This is a genomic window from Paraburkholderia domus, assembly GCF_905220705.1.
Lineage (GTDB): Bacteria > Pseudomonadota > Gammaproteobacteria > Burkholderiales > Burkholderiaceae > Paraburkholderia > Paraburkholderia domus.
The window spans coordinates 161,784-177,522 of sequence record NZ_CAJNAT010000008.1; the positions used below are offsets into that span (position 1 = coordinate 161,784).

The window sequence follows — 15,739 nt, forward strand, 5'->3', positions numbered from 1 at the left end:
TCGAAAACGCGCCGTGCGATCGGCAGCGCCGTGTTGGCCGAAAATCGCCGAATGCCTTGCGTGCAGCGGTGGGTTCATTAGCCATGAAGTCATCTCCGGGTCAGATCCAGGTTGCGATCTGCCGCACAAGGACGCCATCAACCCATGCCGGCTCGATCGCCCAGGACGCTAAATTTACTGGCTGCGGAGGCCGGTGACTAGACGGTAGAATCGGCAAACACCTATGAGCGAGATTCATGAATGGCACGCGAAAACCTTAACGATCTCCTTGCATTCCTCGCGGTCGCACGCGAACGCAGCTTTACCAAAGCTGCGGCGAAGCTGGGGGTGTCGCAATCGGCGCTAAGCCACACCATTCGTGGGCTCGAATCGAGGCTGGGTATCCGTCTGCTGACCCGGACCACGCGAAGCGTCGCGCCCACCCCAGCCGGCGAGCGGCTGCTGGCCACCGTGGGACCAAGGTTCGATGAGATCGACGAAGAGCTCGCGGCGTTGAGCGAGCTTCGGGATAAGCCCGCCGGCACCATCCGCATCACCACGGACGAACACGCGGCGAGCTCGATACTTCAACCGAAGCTGACGCAACTTTTGTCCGAGTATCCGGACATCAAGGTCGAGGTCGTTATCGACTTTGGCTTGACCGATATCGTCGCGCAGCAATACGACGTTGGCATACGTCTCGGCGATCAGGTGGCGAAAGACATGATCGCGGTACGTATTGCGCCTGACATGCGCATGGCAGTCGTCGGCGCGCCCGCCTACTTCGCGAAACGTTCGCGCCCCAAAGCGCCTCAGGACCTGACCGATCACAACTGCATCAATCTTCGTCTACCGACTCACGGCGGCTTATATGCCTGGGAGTTCGAAAAGTCCGGTCATGAACTGAACGTTCGTGTGGAAGGCCAACTTGTGTTCAACGGAACGAACCAGATGCTCAATGCCGCGCTGGCCGGATGCGGTCTTGCCTATGTCCCGGAGGACCTGGCACGACCGCATATCGCCGCTGGACAACTCAAGCAGGTTCTCAAGGACTGGTGCCCGACCTTTCCGGGCTACCATCTTTATCACCCGAGCCGTCGTCAATCTTCGCGGGCTTTGGCTGTGCTGATCGATGCGCTGCGCTTCCGGGCTGGCCCATCCGCGCAACGACATCGATAGCACCGATCCGATGCGCGTGCTGTTCGCAATCCAACAGGGGCCATCAGCCTTGCGCATTCCCTCTGCCGATCGCATCCAGTTCAGCGCGCACCTCGTCGGTCAAGCTCAAGCGTGCTGCCTGCATGTTTTCACGCAGATGCCCGAGCGACGAAGTGCCCGGGATCAGCAAAATGTTAGGCGCGCGATACAGGAGCCAGGCGAGCGCCACCTGCATGGGCGTCGCGCCGATCGTTTGCGCGATCGTGGACATCGCTGACGATTGGATCGGCGTGAATCCGCCAAGCGGGAAGAATGGGACATAGGCGATCCCCTGGCTCGCCAGTTCATCGACCAGTGCATCGTCTTCCCGGTGAACCAGGTTGTAATGATTCTGCACGCAGACGATCTCCGCGATGCCCTGTGCCTCGGCGACCTGGGTCGCGGTCACGTTGCTCAACCCGATATGGCGAACGAGCCCCCGCTGTTGAAGTTCGGCAAGCGCCGCGACCTGCTTTTCAAGCGATCCTTCAGCAGGCGCATGCACGCTGCCCATGATTCGCATATTGACGACGTCGATCACGTCGACACCAAGATTGCGAAGGTTGTCGTGAACGCCGCGCTCGATATCTTCCGGCTCGAGCGCCGGCAGCCACGATCCATCGTTGCCACGGACCGCCCCCACCTTGGTGACGATCACGAGGTCATCCGGATAAGAATGCAGCGCTTCGCGAATCAGCTGGTTGGTGATGTGAGGACCGTAGAAGTCGCTCGTATCGATGTGATTGACACCCGACGCCACCGCTTCGCGCAGTACGGCGATCGCTGCGTCACGGTCTTTCGGCGGTCCGAATACGCCGGGTCCGGCCAGTTGCATGGCGCCATAGCCCATGCGTTGCACGGCGTGGCCAGCCAGCGGAAATGTGTTCACGGGGGTGAAGTTCGACATAGCGCGCTCCTTGATGTGAGGTGTTGAGCGGAGTATGGCGGGGATTGCGTTGTTCGATAATCCAGCCTAAATTGCACGGGTTGTTAAACATTTTGAACAACGGCCATGGAATTCAACGATCTCGCCGCATTCGTTTCTGTCGCGCGCGCTGGCGGCTTTCGCGACGCCGCGCGCGTCAGCGGTGTCTCCGCCTCCAGCCTGAGCATTGCTGTGCGCCGTCTCGAGTCGAAGCTCGGTATGCGCCTGCTCAATCGAACCACGCGCAGCGTGGCCCCGACCGAAGCTGGACTACGTCTGATCGAAAAACTGACGCCATTGTTCAGCGAGATGGAAGCCGCGCTGGACGTCCTGAACCGGTTCAGGGACAAGCCGACCGGCACGCTCAAACTCAACGTCCCGTCAAGCGCCGCACGCATCGTATTGCCGACCATCATCCCCCAGTTCCTGAAAGCCTATCCCGACATACGTGTGGAGGTCGTGGTGGAGGATGGCTTTGTCGATGTGCTGTCGATCGGTTGCGATGCAGGCATTCGCTATGACGAGCGGCTCGAGCAGGACATGATCGCGCTTCCAATCGGGCCACGCGTGCAGCGTTTCGCAACGGCCGCGGCGCCGGACTATCTCGACACGCATGGCAGACCCGAGCATCCGCGCGACCTGCTCTCTCATGCGTGCTTACGTGGCCAATTTGCCGGCGGCACCACGCCGACCTGGTATTTCGAGCGTGATGGCGAGGTAGTGCAGTTGAATCCGTCGGGACCGCTCCTTGTCAGACCCGGCGCGGCAATCGACCTTGCAGTCAGTACCGCTGTCGCGGGAGTGGGGGTGATTCACCTGTTCGAGGACATGCTGCGCCAGCATCTCGATAGCGGTGCGTTGGAGCCGATCCTGGAGCCGTGGTGGCAGCGTTTTTCGGGGCCGTTTCTTTACTATCCGGGCCGTCGTCACTTGCCGGCACCGTTGCGCGTCTTTGTCGATTTCCTGAAGGCGGGTGCTTAAGCGGATACGCCGGCCGTCAGCCGCAAGCCTACGCGCCGCGACGTATGCCTGACAAGGTGCAGGCATACGTCATTGCGGATCGTAACGCGAGACAGGTCAGAATGCGTGACGCATCCCCACGGTAACCGCCACTTGCGAGTTCGACGACGACGGCGAAAGCGTGTTGATCATGGCGTGCGCGAGCACGGAGTCCGCAGGCGCACCGTGTACGTTCTGATAGACGCCTTCAAGATAGAAGTCGGTGCGCTTGCTGATCGAATAATCGGTCTGAAGCATCGCCGTATTCCATCCCGGCGACGAGCCGTTGTACGCACCATGCGTGTAGGTATACGCGCCCGATACGCTCAACGCAGGGGTAAGCGCATACTTGACGTTCGCTTCGTAGTTGTCGAGACGCAACGAGCCACTCAGGGTTCCGGCGGAAGAGTCGTTTGCACCGAGGTACGTGCCGGTTCCGAAAGAGAAGACGCCCGACGCATTGTCCAGCTGCGTATGGCTCCAGACCAGGCCAACGGTAGCCGGTCCGAACGTGTAGTTACCGCCAAGCGACCAGATACGCTGGCGCTGCGCGAGGAAGTTCGCGCTGGTATCGCCCGTGGTAACGGCACCGCCCGCGTTACCCGCGTTGTTGAATTGCAGGTATCCGGCGGCAAGATTGACAGGCCCTTGTGTGTACGAAACGCCGAAGCCGTATGAGCGGTTGTTCGCAAAGCTGCCTGCCTTGTTGCTGAAGGCATACATGGTTTCGAAAGTGACGCCGTGGTAGGTCGGGCTCGCGTACTTGACCGTGTTGTTGACAACGACTGAGTCCGCAGCAAGGTTGTCGTTTTCGAACGGATGCGCGGCCATGTTGCCGCCCCACGTGTTGGACCCTGCCGTGAGCGGACCGACCAGGTCGTTCATCACGTCAAACTGGCGGCCGAACGTCAAGGTGCCGTATGGATCGCTTTGCAAACCGACCCACGCCTGAGAACCAAAACCGTCGCCGGAGAAAGCCTGAGCGCCGTTATTCAGCAGGAACCCCTGCTCCAGCTTGAAGACCGCATGCAAGCCGCCACCGAGATCCTCCGAACCCTTGAGACCGAAGACCGTGTTTTGCGTCGAACTGGTCACTTCCTGCCAGTTGCTATGGCCGCCCTGATTGTTCGTGTAGATCAATCCCGCATCGATAAGACCATAAAGCGTCACGCTGCTTTGCGCATGCGCCGAAATAGCAAAGGCGCCGGAAAGCGCGACCGCGAGTAAAGATTTTTTCATACCTGTTGGCTCCGTGATTTAGCGGTGAGGGTGTAATCAGTTGTGTGTGTTCGATACCCACTGGCGAGCGCGTTGACCGCCAACAGGACCTACGGACGGACAGGCACCGCATTCGCGCGCCGGTAGCGCGCGAATGGCGAGAACGTCCAATATTGTTTGCTGATTATTGCGTGCAGCGTATTCCAATGACTTGCCAATGGCGCATGCCGACTACAGTATGGTTTTCAATAGAGTTACGCAGGCGCGTCTTGCAAGCGCCGCCAAAAATAAAGAGTGCGATGATATGACGCCTGATATAAATAGCGCGTCAAAAATAAGTTGGCGTGGCGCCAAAATAACAGTGTCGTCGATGCGACGCCGGCTCAAACGTCATGACCGTCTCGCCCTGGTTACGCAAGAGGTGTTCCACCATCAGCAAATGGCGGTGATAATGGGGTAGAACCTTCATCCCGACGCACCCAATATGACCGAAACACGCCCTAGCCCGCTGCGCAAATTTGCCGATTTCGTTCGCGAGCAACGGACCCGCCTGACCGAGCAATGGATGAAAGCCGTATTCGGCGACACCGACCTCGTCGAAGCGGACAAGCTCACCTATCAGCAGCTCGCCGATCACCTGCCGGAAATTCTCGAAGGACTATGCCGCGCGCTCGACGTCGAAGATCTCGAACGCGTCGAGCCGGCGATCGAACGCAATGCCAGAAAACACGGCATGATCCGCTGGCGTCAAGGCTACCGGATCGAGGAACTCGTGCGCGAACTCGATCTGTTTCATCGGGTGCTCAGCGACGCGCTAGAAGAATTCGCAGGCCAGGACAGCACGTTCACGCGCCGCCATGAAAACCGGGCGCGGCGCCTCGTCGCCGAAACATTCAGCATGGTAACGGTCACGTCGATCCGTGAAGTTGTCAGCGAACGGGACCGCAAGATCGACGAGTACACCGGCAGGCTCGAGCGCGCCAATCATGAACTGACACTCAAGCAGCGGCTGGTCGGCGATCTTTACGAGTCACGCATGCAGATCACCCGCAGCGTGGTCCACGATCTGCGCAATTTTCTGAACGCGTTTTCCATTGCGCTGCAATTGATCGAACGGGCGCCTTCAAAGGCCGATATGGCGTTGACGCTGGCCAACCGGCAGGCCTCGGATATGAAACAACTCGTCGACCAGATGGTCGAGTACTCCGTCGTGCTCGGTGAGAGTACGCAGCTCACGCGCGAGCCCGTTGATGTGCATGCACTTTACGATGAACTCGTCGCCTCCTCGCGTCCGGCAATCGAAGCCAAAGGACTGAAGTTGCGCGCCACGTTCGATCCGGCGCTGTCCACTGTCACGTCCAATCGTCTCAAGCTCAAGCAGATTGCAGTCAATCTCCTCTCCAACGCAACGAAGTACACGAAGTCCGGCGAGATCGAACTTGCGTTCGCAGCGGCGGGTGCGAAGCACTGGTCGATTCGCGTGTCGGATACCGGCGTGGGCATTGCGCCTTCGGATACGGACCGGGTATTCGACGAATTCGAACGCGCCGCGGGCGAAGATATTCCCGGTACCGGCCTCGGCCTCGCGATCGTCAAGGAGCTTTGCCGCGTGTTGAGCGGTCAGATCGATTTTGCGTCACGCGAAGGCGTAGGGACCACGTTCGAAATCCGCTTTCCGCTGGAGCTCGCTGAAACCGAATAAACGCCTGCTGGCACCTCACGGCTTCAAGCACGAGCGGGAAACATGCGTTCGTTGGTGCGCCCAATTATTACGATTAACAAACAAAAACATTTTATTTCGTAATAAATAATCGATTAACTCACACGGGCCTTATTCCCGAACGGGTTGACATCCGCACGGATACAGCGTTTTCCGAAGTCACAATTACGGAAATCCGTTGCATCCTTGACAAACTCTGGTGGCGTCACCTATTTTTCATCTGCCGCCAATATAGGAATAACCGCTTGCGGAAAAATATCCCGAAAAGAACCGGAATATCCAGACCGGATATTTAGTTATTCTACGCATTTTGCATAGAGATCTGAATCTATGCGCTTTGAAGTAAGTTGGTCTCAACCGCTGCATGCCGACAATGCATCATCAATATTTCGAACTCCGATATATCTTCATCGGCGAGAGCGGCCTTTGTGAAATGGTATCTGAACCCACCACCAAGGATAGAGATGAAACGAGACGAGCGTCTTACCGGCCATAGCCTTCATCGCCAACATCGCCAGGGCAGGCTGCCGGGACTGGGAACTTTAGCGGTCGCGATCATGCTGCTTGGAGGTTGCGGCGGAGGGGATGGCAGTTCGCCCTCCGGCACGGCTGTGAGCATGCAGCAGACAGCAGCGAATCAACAACTCACCGCGCAACAGGCCGCGCAGTCGCAAGCGCCAACAGGCAATCAAACCTATATCGACCCGGTCGCCTATTCGGGCAATGCCACCGATGGCCTCGCACCGGCTCAGGCCTCGGAAAAAGCGGCGGTCATGCACTACCAGTGGACGTTAGGTAGAACGCCGATCAACTACACCACGACAACAGGCCATTTGACGGCCGCCGATTCGAGTGGCAACCCCGAAGCCACAATGTCCTATGTGGCGTACACCGCGCCGAGCACGAACGGCTCACCGCGGCCTGTCACATTCGTCTACAACGGCGGCCCCGGTTCCTCGTCGATCTGGCTGCGGCTCGGATCGTTCGCGCCGACGCGGGTCGCCACGCCTGACCCTGTGTTCGGGAACTGGCCGAATTATCCGCTCGTCGACAATAAGGACAGCATGATCGACACCACGGACATGGTCTTCATCGACCCGCCCGGAACAGGTCTTTCCGAGGCGATTCTGCCGAATACGAACCAGAAGTACTGGACGACCGACGCGGACGTCAACATCATGCGCGACTTCATCCAGCGCTATCTGACGGTCAACAATCGCAGCAGTTCGCCGATCTATCTGTACGGCGAATCGTACGGCACGCCTCGCACCGATATGCTCGCATTGGCGCTTGAATCGGCGGGCGTGCATCTGACCGGCATCGTCCTTCAGTCTTCAATCCTGAACTATTTCGCAGACGCGATCGAGGCCGTCGCCATTACGAACTCGACGAGCGCGCTGGCATTGGATACGGATACGTTGGCCGGCTATTTCCCCGGCTACGCCATGGTTGCGGCTTATTTCAACCAGGTATCGCCCACTCCGCTCAATCAGGACCTTTACGCGTACCAGGCGGGCCTGTTCGTCACGGCCGAATACAACCGGTTCAGGCGGTATTCGCAATCGTGGGTGCTCAGTCAGCTAGGCATACCGGATGCGCTGGGTACACCGGTGTTTCCCAACGCCAAAACGCTTCAGGCGTGGACCTTGCCATCCAGTTTGACCGTGCAGGCGCTGCAAGGCTACTTCGGCGCCAACCCGTTCTCGACGAGCCTCCTGCCCGGCACGACGATCGGCCGGTACGACGGACGCGTGTCATTGCCGAACTCGGATCCGCGTCTGCAAAACGACGGGGACCCATCCGACATCCTGATCTCCCAGCCGTTCACCACGGCGCTGGCGACGCAGATGCCTGACTACCTGGGATACACGGCGCCGAACGCGACCTATTTGCCGCTGAACGACAACATCATCAATGTCTGGGATTTCTCGCACGACGGACAGCCTCTGCCTGACACGATCCCGGATCTGCTAGGCGCGCTGACGCTCAACCCGCAACTCAAGGTGCTCTCGGAAAACGGCTTTCATGATCTGGCCACACCGTTCTTCAATACCGAGAAGCAACTGGCGCGGCTGCAAACGGTACCCGGTCTGAATCCGGACTTGCAGGTCAACTTCTTCCAGGGCGGCCATATGATCTACCTGGATGACGTTGCCCGCCCGCTGATGAAACGGGATCTGGTGCGCTTTTATCGGGGAACGCCGCTTCCGGATGCACTCGCGCTCTGGACGCTGCCCGCGCCGTGGCGTGACGAAAGCCCCGCCAGTCAGCCAACCGCCACTGCCACGGCGCAAGCCACGGCACCCTGACTGAACTGACGCGATGTGCCTCGTTCGCGATACTCTATTCACTCAATCAATGCGAGTCATCATGTCTCTTTTCGATATGTTGCGGCGTGTTTCCCCGTTGATCGCCCTCGGCTGCTTTATTGGCAGCGCGCATGCGTTACCGCCGCAAGCGGTGGCGCCCGCGACGCCGCCAAGCGGGGCCAAGGGCGTCGACGGTCCGTTCTTTCCTCAAAACCGTGCCGCCCCCATCGCGCCGTCGACCGGCACGGCACTGCAGCAGGAAGCTCAACAGCGGCTCGAAGCGCGGCTGGGAGCGAACACGGCCCTTAGCAATGGCGCGGCGGTCACGAAAGCTCAAGCCCAGACCGAGGGACTCGGCTATGTCGCCAAGCACTTCGACCAGATCGATACAAGTCATAAAGGAAGTGTGACCATGAGCGACGTCAGGCAGTATCTGCAGCAGCAGGGGCGATAGCGACTGGCGATTGGTCAAGGCATTGCTTCTTCGGAAGACCGTCTTTGACAGGTGCGAATGGCCGCTCCGGCCATTCGCCCGTCTATCTCGCCCCGGCGTTCCCGGCCGCCCGCAAACATCCGCTCATTGCGCCGCCGCGGTCGCTCAACCCGCGCACCACGACCTCGGACGATTTGCCATCACGTCTCGCCAATTCGGCGAGGTCGAGCAACGCCGCGTATTTTGCCGAACAGTCCTGTGCGGGTTCAATCGCTCGGTGCACGGCGTGCGTTTCAATATTCGTGATGCCCTCACCCACCGCAATCGCCACGCCTGCAGCAACGATCATCGTTGCCAACGCGCTTACCTTGCATAACGTCCGTGTGCGTACCGCGTTGAAACGTGACCGGACCGCCTTCGCACTTCCCTGCTCGCTCATCCAGGCCGGACCGGCTTGCCCGGCCGCCTCGCTCGTTCTCGCCCGCACGTTTTTACTCATGACCAGTGCGCCGGCACCCAGACATTCCCCACCCAGTGTCCCGGCACCCACACTGCAGGGCGCGGCGCAGGCGTCACATAGACAACGCGCGGTGCAACATACACAGCAGGCGGCGGGGGCGGCGGAACGTAGACAACCGGAGGCGGCGGCACATACACAACCGGAGGCGGCACGACAACAACTGGCTTTGGCGCGACGACGACCGTCGTGCTGCCCGTCGTGACGACGCCGGTGGTCGTGACGGTCCCGCTTGTCGTCACCGTGTTGCCGTACGTACCTGTCGCGCTCGTCGACGTCGTAACGACGCCCGGTGCGACACGCGTTGCCGTGCCGGAATGATTGACGGTCCCACCATCAGACCCCGTCACCGTACCGGAACGCGAGCACGAAGCACCCGCGCAACTGGTCGATGCTGAATGGTTGACCGTATTGCCGTTCGAGCCCGTGATCGATCCGGACGACGAATACTGGCCAGGCGCAGTTTTGGTCACATCGCCCGACGTGGTGGCTGTTTTGCCGTCCGGTCCGGTAAGGTTGCCGGTGTGCGAACACGTGCCGCCTGCACAGTTGGTATCGCCGTTGTGCTGGACCTGGTTGCCGTAGCGTCCCGTCGCGGTGCCTGAATTCGAGAACTGGCCCGGTGCGTTGCGGGTCACCGTGCCGGTGTTGGTCGCCAGGCCGCCGTAGGGACCGGCCACGCCGCCCGCATGCGAACAACTGCCACCGCCACACGAGCCGTAACGCGCGCCGTTGTAGGTACCGCGCGAGGTGTACGCGGTACCGTGCTGCGACCAGGCGAAAGCCGACGCGCTGCCGAGCGCGAGCACGGCGACGGTTGCGCTGAGCACGAGCTTGCGCAGCGTGCCGCGTACGGATGCGATGGGTGTCACGGAGGCAGAGAAAGCGTCGGTGGTTGGGGCGGCGAACGAACAGTTTTTCACGGTATGTCCTTCTTGATTTCGGGCCACTTCTGCGCACTGCGGCGTGGCGACGAACGGACTATAGAAGGACGCGTGGTTTTAATCAGCAATGAAGATATGTCACCCTGTTTCACCACGACAGAGGCCTGCTGGGCAAGGCTTTCCGGGCGATTTAACTGGGTCGCGACATAGTCCGACATAAATTGTTGCGGGTCGAACTCCGCCCGTGCCGCAAGCAGCGGCGAGCCCGGCAGCGAACCATGTTCGACACCGCCGCGACACTTTTCCGAAATACGCATGTCGTAGGGTTCGATGAACGGAACGGCACAAGCCGCTTGCGTATCACCCCCGCTTACTCTTCCTCAAGAGGCGCATATGTCGGCAAAACGCGAGTCGAAATCCAAAGCCAAGGCGAAAGAAAGCACGGCGAAAGCTGAAGGGAAACGAAAATCGGCCGGCAAGGCCGCGGCATCCAGCAAAAGGGCCACCGCGCCCGCTAGTGGTTCAAACGTGCCAGCCAGTACCGCCACCGCGGCCGCGCTCCGTCCACGGTTGCTGGAGCAGCCCGTGTTCGCCCAGCCTCAGCCGACCGCGGACCCAACGGTGTTTCGTGTGCCCCATCCGTCGGACGATGCTGCCTACAAGGAAATCGACAAGCTCAATGCAGAGCACAAACTGTTTCCGTTGCCGTTTCCCGCGCCGAGAGGTGGCGTGGAGCCCCAACTCACGCTGGCCCAAGTCATGGGTAACAACGCAACCGCCATCGACCGAATCACAGCCGCCGGACAACTGGTATTTCATGCGCTAGGTGATTGCGGCAGTACGAAAGGCCCGACGACCCAAAACGAAGTGACCGACAAATTGACCGCCGACTTCAACGAAGCCAATACCAGCGAGATACCCCAATTTGCCTTGTTTCTCGGCGACGTCGTCTATAGCTTTGGCGAGGGCAAGTACTATTACGATCAGTTTTACGAACCGTATCGAGACTATCCGGCGCCGATCCTCGCCTGCGCCGGCAACCATGACGGCATGGTTTCACCGGAAGCGCACGCTACGAGTCTCACCGCGTACCTGCGAAATTTTTGTGCGGAGACGTTCGCCGTGACGCCCGAAGCCGGCGGACTGTCGCGCACCGCGCAAATCCAGCCCGGCGTGTTCTTCACATTCGATGCTCCGTTCGTGCGCGTGCTGGTGATTTACAGCAACACGCTCGAAGATCCCGGTGTGATTTCAGACCCAACCATCGGACGCACTCAACTCGACTTTCTCGATGCCGCGCTCAAGCGTGTCAAAGCCGAGAAGTTCACCGGCGCGCTGCTGATCGCGGATCATCATCCGCCGTACAGCGCGGGCGGACACGGATCGAGCGTCGATATGCTGGCGCAGATCGACAAGGTCTGCGAAGCCAACGGCGTGTGGCCGCATGCGTTTCTTTCCGGCCATGCGCATAATTATCAGCGCTTCACGCGCACACGAAATGCGGACGGCACGCAGATCCCCTACCTCGTATGCGGCAACGGTGGACATGGTTTGGTCAAGCTAGCCGCCCAGGGTGCGCCAGCTATCCGCGCGCCGCAAATCATGCAGGCGGCGTCGGCCACCACGGATCAGGTCGTGCTCGAAAACTACGACGACACCAACTTCGGTTATCTGCGCGTGATCGTCACCGCGGCGCAGTTACGTATCGAGTATCACTCGGCGTCCGACGGTCTCAACACGAAAGCGCCGAACGACTTCGTCACGATCAACCTCGCCGAGCGCAAAGTGGCTCATTTCGTTGCGTCGGATATGGGGCATCCGACTGCGGCCAAGGCCGTGCGCGCATTGATGCGTCGTTAGTGCGTCGCTTGTGCGTCGCTTGTGCGTTGTTGGTGCCGGGACTTCGCGCCGTACGCCCGGCTCCGATACACGTCACCTTGAGCCTCGCGCCGATGCCTGGCTCAAGGTGTTAGGACTACGCTTTTCCGTAAACCCGCGTTTGCACAAAATCACCTGTTTTTGCCGGGGCAAAACGATGTAATCTCTCGGTTTTCTTTCTGCGTCAAAACAGATGAGTCGAGCGTCGGCGAGCGAACAACACCAACAAACAGCGGCACACCGGCGGTGCCGGCCTACCGTTCTTCGTTTGCACTGTACCGTGGTACTGCTGACGTGCGGGATTGCCGCCTTCGCACGCCCCACCCTCGCCGCCGAATCCGCGTGCCGCGCCGATGCCGGCCCGGCCGGCCGCCCGTCCGTCGGTCTCGTATTGTCAGGCGGAGGCGCTCGCGGCTATGCACACCTCGGCGTCCTGAAGGTGCTCGAGGAAAACCGCATTCCGGTCGATTGCATCGCCGCCACCAGCATGGGCTCGGTGGTCGGCGGCCTGTACGCGAGCGGTATGACGGCGCAGGACATGCAAAATCGCCTCACGGGAATCAACCTCGCGGACATCGCATTCGACGTCACCGAACGCGCCGATCTGCCGCAATCGCGCCGCGAAGACGAGCGGCTGTATGTGAACAGCCTGTCGCTGGGTTACGGCGCCAATGGCTTCCGTTTGCCGGTCGGGCTCATCCAGGGCAATCGTTTGCAAGCGCTGCTGCAGGACTGGACGTCCGCGGTGCCGGGCAACGTTTCGTTCGACCGCCTGCCCATCCCCTATCGCGCGATCGCGACCGATCTGCGCACCGGGCAGAAGGTGGTGCTCGATCACGGCTCGCTGCCGCAGGCGATTCGCGCCAGCATGGCGTTGCCTGGTCTGTTCGCGCCGGCCGATATCGACGGGCGCACCCTGGTCGACGGCGGCATCGTCAGCAATCTGCCCATCGAAACGGCGCGCGACATGGGTGCGAACGTCGTGATCGCGGTCGATATCGGCTCGCCGCTGCGGCCGCTGGATGCGCTGGCCTCGCCCGCCGACGTGATGCAGCAGATGATCGGCATCCTGATACACCAGAACGTCGCACGGCAACGTGAACAGCTGCAAGCCGGCGACGTACTGATCGAACCGGCGCTCGGCTCGCTGAGCTTCACCGATTTCGCCAACGCGAGCCAGGCAATCGCGGCCGGCGCTGCCGCCACGCGCGCGGCCATGCCGCAGCTTCAGCATCTGGCCCTCTCACCCGCCGACTACGCCGCGTGGCGCGCCCGGCACGCGGTGCCCGCCGCGCATCCGGTGCAGATCACCAAGATCGAGATCGCGTCGCAAGGCGTGGTGCCCGAAGCACGCATTCGCGCCGCGTTGCACGTCAAACCCGGCGACGTGTACGATCCGGCCGCGCTCAACAAGGACTTGCTGGCGCTGTCCACCGCGGGCGACTTCGACAGCGTGAGCCAACAGCTCGTCGACGACGGCGACGAGCACACGCTCGTGATTGCCGCGCAGCAGAAACAGTGGGGACCGAACTTCCTGTTGTTCGGGCTGGGTTTGTCGAGTAGTTCGACAGATGAAGGCGGCTTCCGGCTGCATCTCGGTTATCGCCGGCCGTGGCTCACTCCGTCAGGGCTCGAAGGGCGCGTGGACGGGACTGTCGGCAGCGATCTGATCAACCTGCATGCGGAACTGCGGCAGCCGCTGTCGAGTTCTTTCGGCTATTACGTCGCGCCCTATCTCGAGTTTCAGCGCCGCTACGCCAACCTCTACGACGACTCCGGCAACGTCAAGATCACGCAATACAGCTTGCAAACCGAACGCGTCGGGCTCGATTTCGGCCTGCCACTCGCGCGGCTCGGCGACTTCCGTATCGGTGTGGCCTACGCGCATGGCTTCGCGTCGCCGCAATACAACTTGCCGCTCGAGGATGCGTTTAACTCGCCGCTACTGTTCCCCGATATCTACGGGCGGCAGCTTAGCGCGCGCGCGCGTCTCGTGATCGATCAGCTCGACGATCCGCTGTTTGCTCGCAAAGGTTATTTCGGCGAACTACGCGTAGAACGTTCGTTGTTCGCGGGCAGCGACAGTTTCACCGAGGTGTATGGCAAGAGCCTTGTCGCGGCGAGCTATGGACGGCATAGCATCAATGCGAGCATCGAGGCGGGTAACGACTTTGGCGGCACCAATCTGACGAACCCGTTCGGCTTCACGCTGGGCGGTTTCCAGCATCTGTCGGCCTACGCCGCCGACCAGCTGTCTGGCAATTCGATGGTGTACGGCCAGGTCACGTACATGAATCAGCTCGCTACCTTCAACGCGTCGCCGATTCGCGGCCTGTTTGCTGGGGTAAGCCTTGAAGCCGGCAACGTCTGGACCCGCGATTCGGAGTTCGGCAGCGGACCGCTGAAGCGCAGCGTGACGGTTTTCACCGCGATGACCAGTTCATTCGGACCGATATATCTCGGCGTAGCGTTCGCACCGGGCGGCCGCCATAACTTTTACTTTCAGCTGGGACATACCTATTGAGGCTGCGCAGGCACGACGTATTTCACGCCATCGTGCCCACCGGCCAGCTCATTTCGAAGCGCGCGCCGCTCAGCGTCAATGGATCAGTGACGGCAATGCGGCCGTGGTGCGCGCGCAGCACCTGTTGCGTAATGGCGAGACCCAACCCGTAGCCGCCAGTCTGACGATCGAGCCGTACGAAGGCGTTGAAAATGCGCTCGCGTTGGTCGGAGGGCACACCTGCTCCGTCGTCTTCCACATAGATTTCCACGTTGCCATGCTTGACGCTCAGACCGACCATGATCCGCGAATGCGCGTATTTGCTGGCATTGCGCAGCAAGTTACGCATCGCGTAGGACATGAGGCGCTTGTCCATCACTACGCGTAGCGACGTGTCGACGTCGACTTGCGGGACGAGTTGCTTGTCCGCGTAAAGCAGCGTGGCGTCGGTGATCTGGCTGTCGAACCATGCCGCGAGCGACGTGGATTCGAGGTTCGATTGAAGAGAGCTGTATTCGAGGCGCGCGTAAGTCAGGCTCATGTCGATGAGCTCATCGAGTTCGGTGACGTCCTGGTCGATGCTCGCCAATGCGCTGTTGTATTCGGCTGCGGAAGCAGGTTCTCGCAAGTTTTCCAGTGCGAAGCGCACGCGGGCCAAGGGTGTGCGGAGCTCGTGGGAGATGCCGTTGGTGAGTTCCCGCTGTGCGGCGATCAGGCGTTCCATGCGCTCGGCTAAGGCGTTTAACATGCGGGCCAGTGGGCCGATGATGACGCTGTGCGATTCGCGGGCTCTTGTGTTGAATCTGCCGCCTGTGAAGTCGATTGCGCGTTCGCGCACCATGACCAGGTCTAGCCAGACTGGGCGCATCCAGCGGTAGGCTGTTATTGCCGGCAGCAGTAGGGTCACCAATGCGATTGGTATTGACGCTTTTGCTGTTGCTAGTGTTTGCCAGATCGATGGCGAGGTTTTTAGTGTCAGGCTTAGGGTTGTTATTGATGCTGCTAGTACTAGCAGTGCTAGCGTCAATAAGCGCGTGTAGACGCGGAGGTATAGTCTCGACCAGCTCGGGATTCTGTCTGCTCTGGTGTCCGTCCAGGCGCGGCGGAAACGGTGCCAGCGCCATTTGCTATAGCGGTAGGGGGGTAGCTTTTTTTGCTCCGCTTGGGGTGGCATTTT

The 15,739-nt window shown here is 60.3% G+C and carries 14 protein-coding genes; 7 read left to right on the forward strand and 7 right to left on the reverse strand.

The window, feature by feature from the left end; translation table 11 throughout:
- The first annotated feature begins 240 nt into the window (after positions 1–240).
- The gene (locus KHO31_RS16925; RefSeq protein WP_211623764.1) at positions 241–1,158 is read left to right on the forward strand and encodes a LysR family transcriptional regulator; all 918 of its coding nucleotides are present in this window, start codon (positions 241–243) and stop codon (positions 1,156–1,158) included.
- Between the two features lie 43 nt (positions 1,159–1,201).
- On the opposite strand, the gene KHO31_RS16930 is transcribed toward KHO31_RS16925, so the two are convergent.
- Positions 1,202–2,083 carry an aldo/keto reductase family oxidoreductase gene (locus KHO31_RS16930; RefSeq protein ID WP_211623765.1) on the reverse strand — a complete coding sequence of 294 codons (882 nt, stop codon included), beginning with the start codon at positions 2,081–2,083 and terminating at the stop codon, positions 1,202–1,204.
- A 105-nt stretch (positions 2,084–2,188) separates the two neighbouring features.
- On the opposite strand from KHO31_RS16930, the gene KHO31_RS16935 reads away from it, so the two are divergent.
- Positions 2,189–3,082, forward strand: a complete 894-nt coding sequence (locus KHO31_RS16935) for a LysR family transcriptional regulator (RefSeq protein ID WP_201108117.1) — start codon at positions 2,189–2,191, stop codon at positions 3,080–3,082.
- 96 nt (positions 3,083–3,178) lie between these two features.
- Here the strand turns inward: KHO31_RS16935 and KHO31_RS16940 are convergent, their stop codons facing one another.
- Positions 3,179–4,339 carry a porin gene (locus tag KHO31_RS16940; protein ID WP_201085739.1) on the reverse strand — a complete coding sequence of 387 codons (1,161 nt, stop codon included), beginning with the start codon at positions 4,337–4,339 and terminating at the stop codon, positions 3,179–3,181.
- Positions 4,340–4,802: 463 nt separating this feature from the next.
- Between KHO31_RS16940 and KHO31_RS16945 the strand changes: the two genes are divergently transcribed.
- The 3 genes from KHO31_RS16945 (at position 4,803) to KHO31_RS16955 (ending at position 8,801) form a co-directional block, all read left to right on the forward strand.
- Complete coding sequence (locus tag KHO31_RS16945; RefSeq protein ID WP_201075854.1) at positions 4,803–6,020, forward strand: sensor histidine kinase; 1,218 nt, start codon at positions 4,803–4,805, stop codon at positions 6,018–6,020.
- Between the two features lie 482 nt (positions 6,021–6,502).
- Complete coding sequence (locus KHO31_RS16950) at positions 6,503–8,347, forward strand: S10 family serine carboxypeptidase-like protein (RefSeq protein ID WP_201085740.1); 1,845 nt, start codon at positions 6,503–6,505, stop codon at positions 8,345–8,347.
- Positions 8,348–8,408: 61 nt separating this feature from the next.
- Complete coding sequence (locus tag KHO31_RS16955; protein WP_236060785.1) at positions 8,409–8,801, forward strand: 2-oxoglutarate dehydrogenase; 393 nt, start codon at positions 8,409–8,411, stop codon at positions 8,799–8,801.
- A gap of 82 nt (positions 8,802–8,883) precedes the next feature.
- Here KHO31_RS16955 and KHO31_RS16960 read toward each other — a convergent pair whose 3' ends face one another.
- The 4 genes from KHO31_RS16960 to KHO31_RS39320 all read right to left on the reverse strand — a co-directional run bounded on the left by KHO31_RS16960 (position 8,884) and on the right by KHO31_RS39320 (position 10,729).
- The gene (locus tag KHO31_RS16960; protein WP_236060783.1) at positions 8,884–9,279 is read right to left on the reverse strand and encodes a hypothetical protein; all 396 of its coding nucleotides are present in this window, start codon (positions 9,277–9,279) and stop codon (positions 8,884–8,886) included.
- Complete coding sequence (locus KHO31_RS16965; protein WP_211623766.1) at positions 9,276–10,220, reverse strand: hypothetical protein; 945 nt, start codon at positions 10,218–10,220, stop codon at positions 9,276–9,278. The genes KHO31_RS16960 and KHO31_RS16965 overlap by 4 nt, the downstream gene beginning before the upstream one ends.
- Positions 10,217–10,498 carry a hypothetical protein gene (locus KHO31_RS16970; protein WP_211623767.1) on the reverse strand — a complete coding sequence of 94 codons (282 nt, stop codon included), beginning with the start codon at positions 10,496–10,498 and terminating at the stop codon, positions 10,217–10,219. Before KHO31_RS16970 ends, KHO31_RS16965 begins: the two co-directional genes overlap by 4 nt.
- 63 nt (positions 10,499–10,561) lie before the next feature.
- The gene (locus KHO31_RS39320; protein ID WP_236060781.1) at positions 10,562–10,729 is read right to left on the reverse strand and encodes a hypothetical protein; all 168 of its coding nucleotides are present in this window, start codon (positions 10,727–10,729) and stop codon (positions 10,562–10,564) included.
- Positions 10,730–10,766: 37 nt separating this feature from the next.
- On the opposite strand from KHO31_RS39320, the gene KHO31_RS16975 reads away from it, so the two are divergent.
- Positions 10,767–12,041, forward strand: a complete 1,275-nt coding sequence (locus tag KHO31_RS16975; RefSeq protein ID WP_236060780.1) for a metallophosphoesterase family protein — start codon at positions 10,767–10,769, stop codon at positions 12,039–12,041.
- Between the two features lie 211 nt (positions 12,042–12,252).
- Positions 12,253–14,583 (forward strand): patatin-like phospholipase family protein, encoded by a 2,331-nt coding sequence (locus KHO31_RS16980; RefSeq protein WP_201075842.1) that lies wholly within the window; start codon positions 12,253–12,255, stop codon positions 14,581–14,583.
- 22 nt (positions 14,584–14,605) lie between these two features.
- Here the strand turns inward: KHO31_RS16980 and KHO31_RS16985 are convergent, their stop codons facing one another.
- Positions 14,606–15,736: an ATP-binding protein gene (locus tag KHO31_RS16985; protein ID WP_201075835.1), complete on the reverse strand. Its 1,131-nt coding sequence runs from the start codon at positions 15,734–15,736 to the stop codon at positions 14,606–14,608.
- Between the last annotated feature and the right edge of the window lie 3 nt (positions 15,737–15,739).

Excerpts from the sequence above, each read along its gene's own strand:
- KHO31_RS16925 (WP_211623764.1), top strand. The coding sequence starts at position 241 with ATGGCACGCGAAAACCTTAACGATCTCCTTGCATTCCTCGCGGTCGCA.
- KHO31_RS16930 (WP_211623765.1), bottom strand. The coding sequence starts at position 2,083 with ATGTCGAACTTCACCCCCGTGAACACATTTCCGCTGGCTGGCCACGCC.
- KHO31_RS16935 (WP_201108117.1), top strand. The coding sequence starts at position 2,189 with ATGGAATTCAACGATCTCGCCGCATTCGTTTCTGTCGCGCGCGCTGGC.
- KHO31_RS16940 (WP_201085739.1), bottom strand. The coding sequence starts at position 4,339 with ATGAAAAAATCTTTACTCGCGGTCGCGCTTTCCGGCGCCTTTGCTATT.
- KHO31_RS16945 (WP_201075854.1), top strand. The coding sequence starts at position 4,803 with ATGACCGAAACACGCCCTAGCCCGCTGCGCAAATTTGCCGATTTCGTT.
- KHO31_RS16950 (WP_201085740.1), top strand. The coding sequence starts at position 6,503 with ATGAAACGAGACGAGCGTCTTACCGGCCATAGCCTTCATCGCCAACAT.
- KHO31_RS16955 (WP_236060785.1), top strand. The coding sequence starts at position 8,409 with ATGTCTCTTTTCGATATGTTGCGGCGTGTTTCCCCGTTGATCGCCCTC.
- KHO31_RS16960 (WP_236060783.1), bottom strand. The coding sequence starts at position 9,279 with ATGAGTAAAAACGTGCGGGCGAGAACGAGCGAGGCGGCCGGGCAAGCC.
- KHO31_RS16970 (WP_211623767.1), bottom strand. The coding sequence starts at position 10,498 with ATGCGTATTTCGGAAAAGTGTCGCGGCGGTGTCGAACATGGTTCGCTG.
- KHO31_RS16980 (WP_201075842.1), top strand. The coding sequence starts at position 12,253 with ATGAGTCGAGCGTCGGCGAGCGAACAACACCAACAAACAGCGGCACAC.
- KHO31_RS16985 (WP_201075835.1), bottom strand. The coding sequence starts at position 15,736 with ATGCCACCCCAAGCGGAGCAAAAAAAGCTACCCCCCTACCGCTATAGC.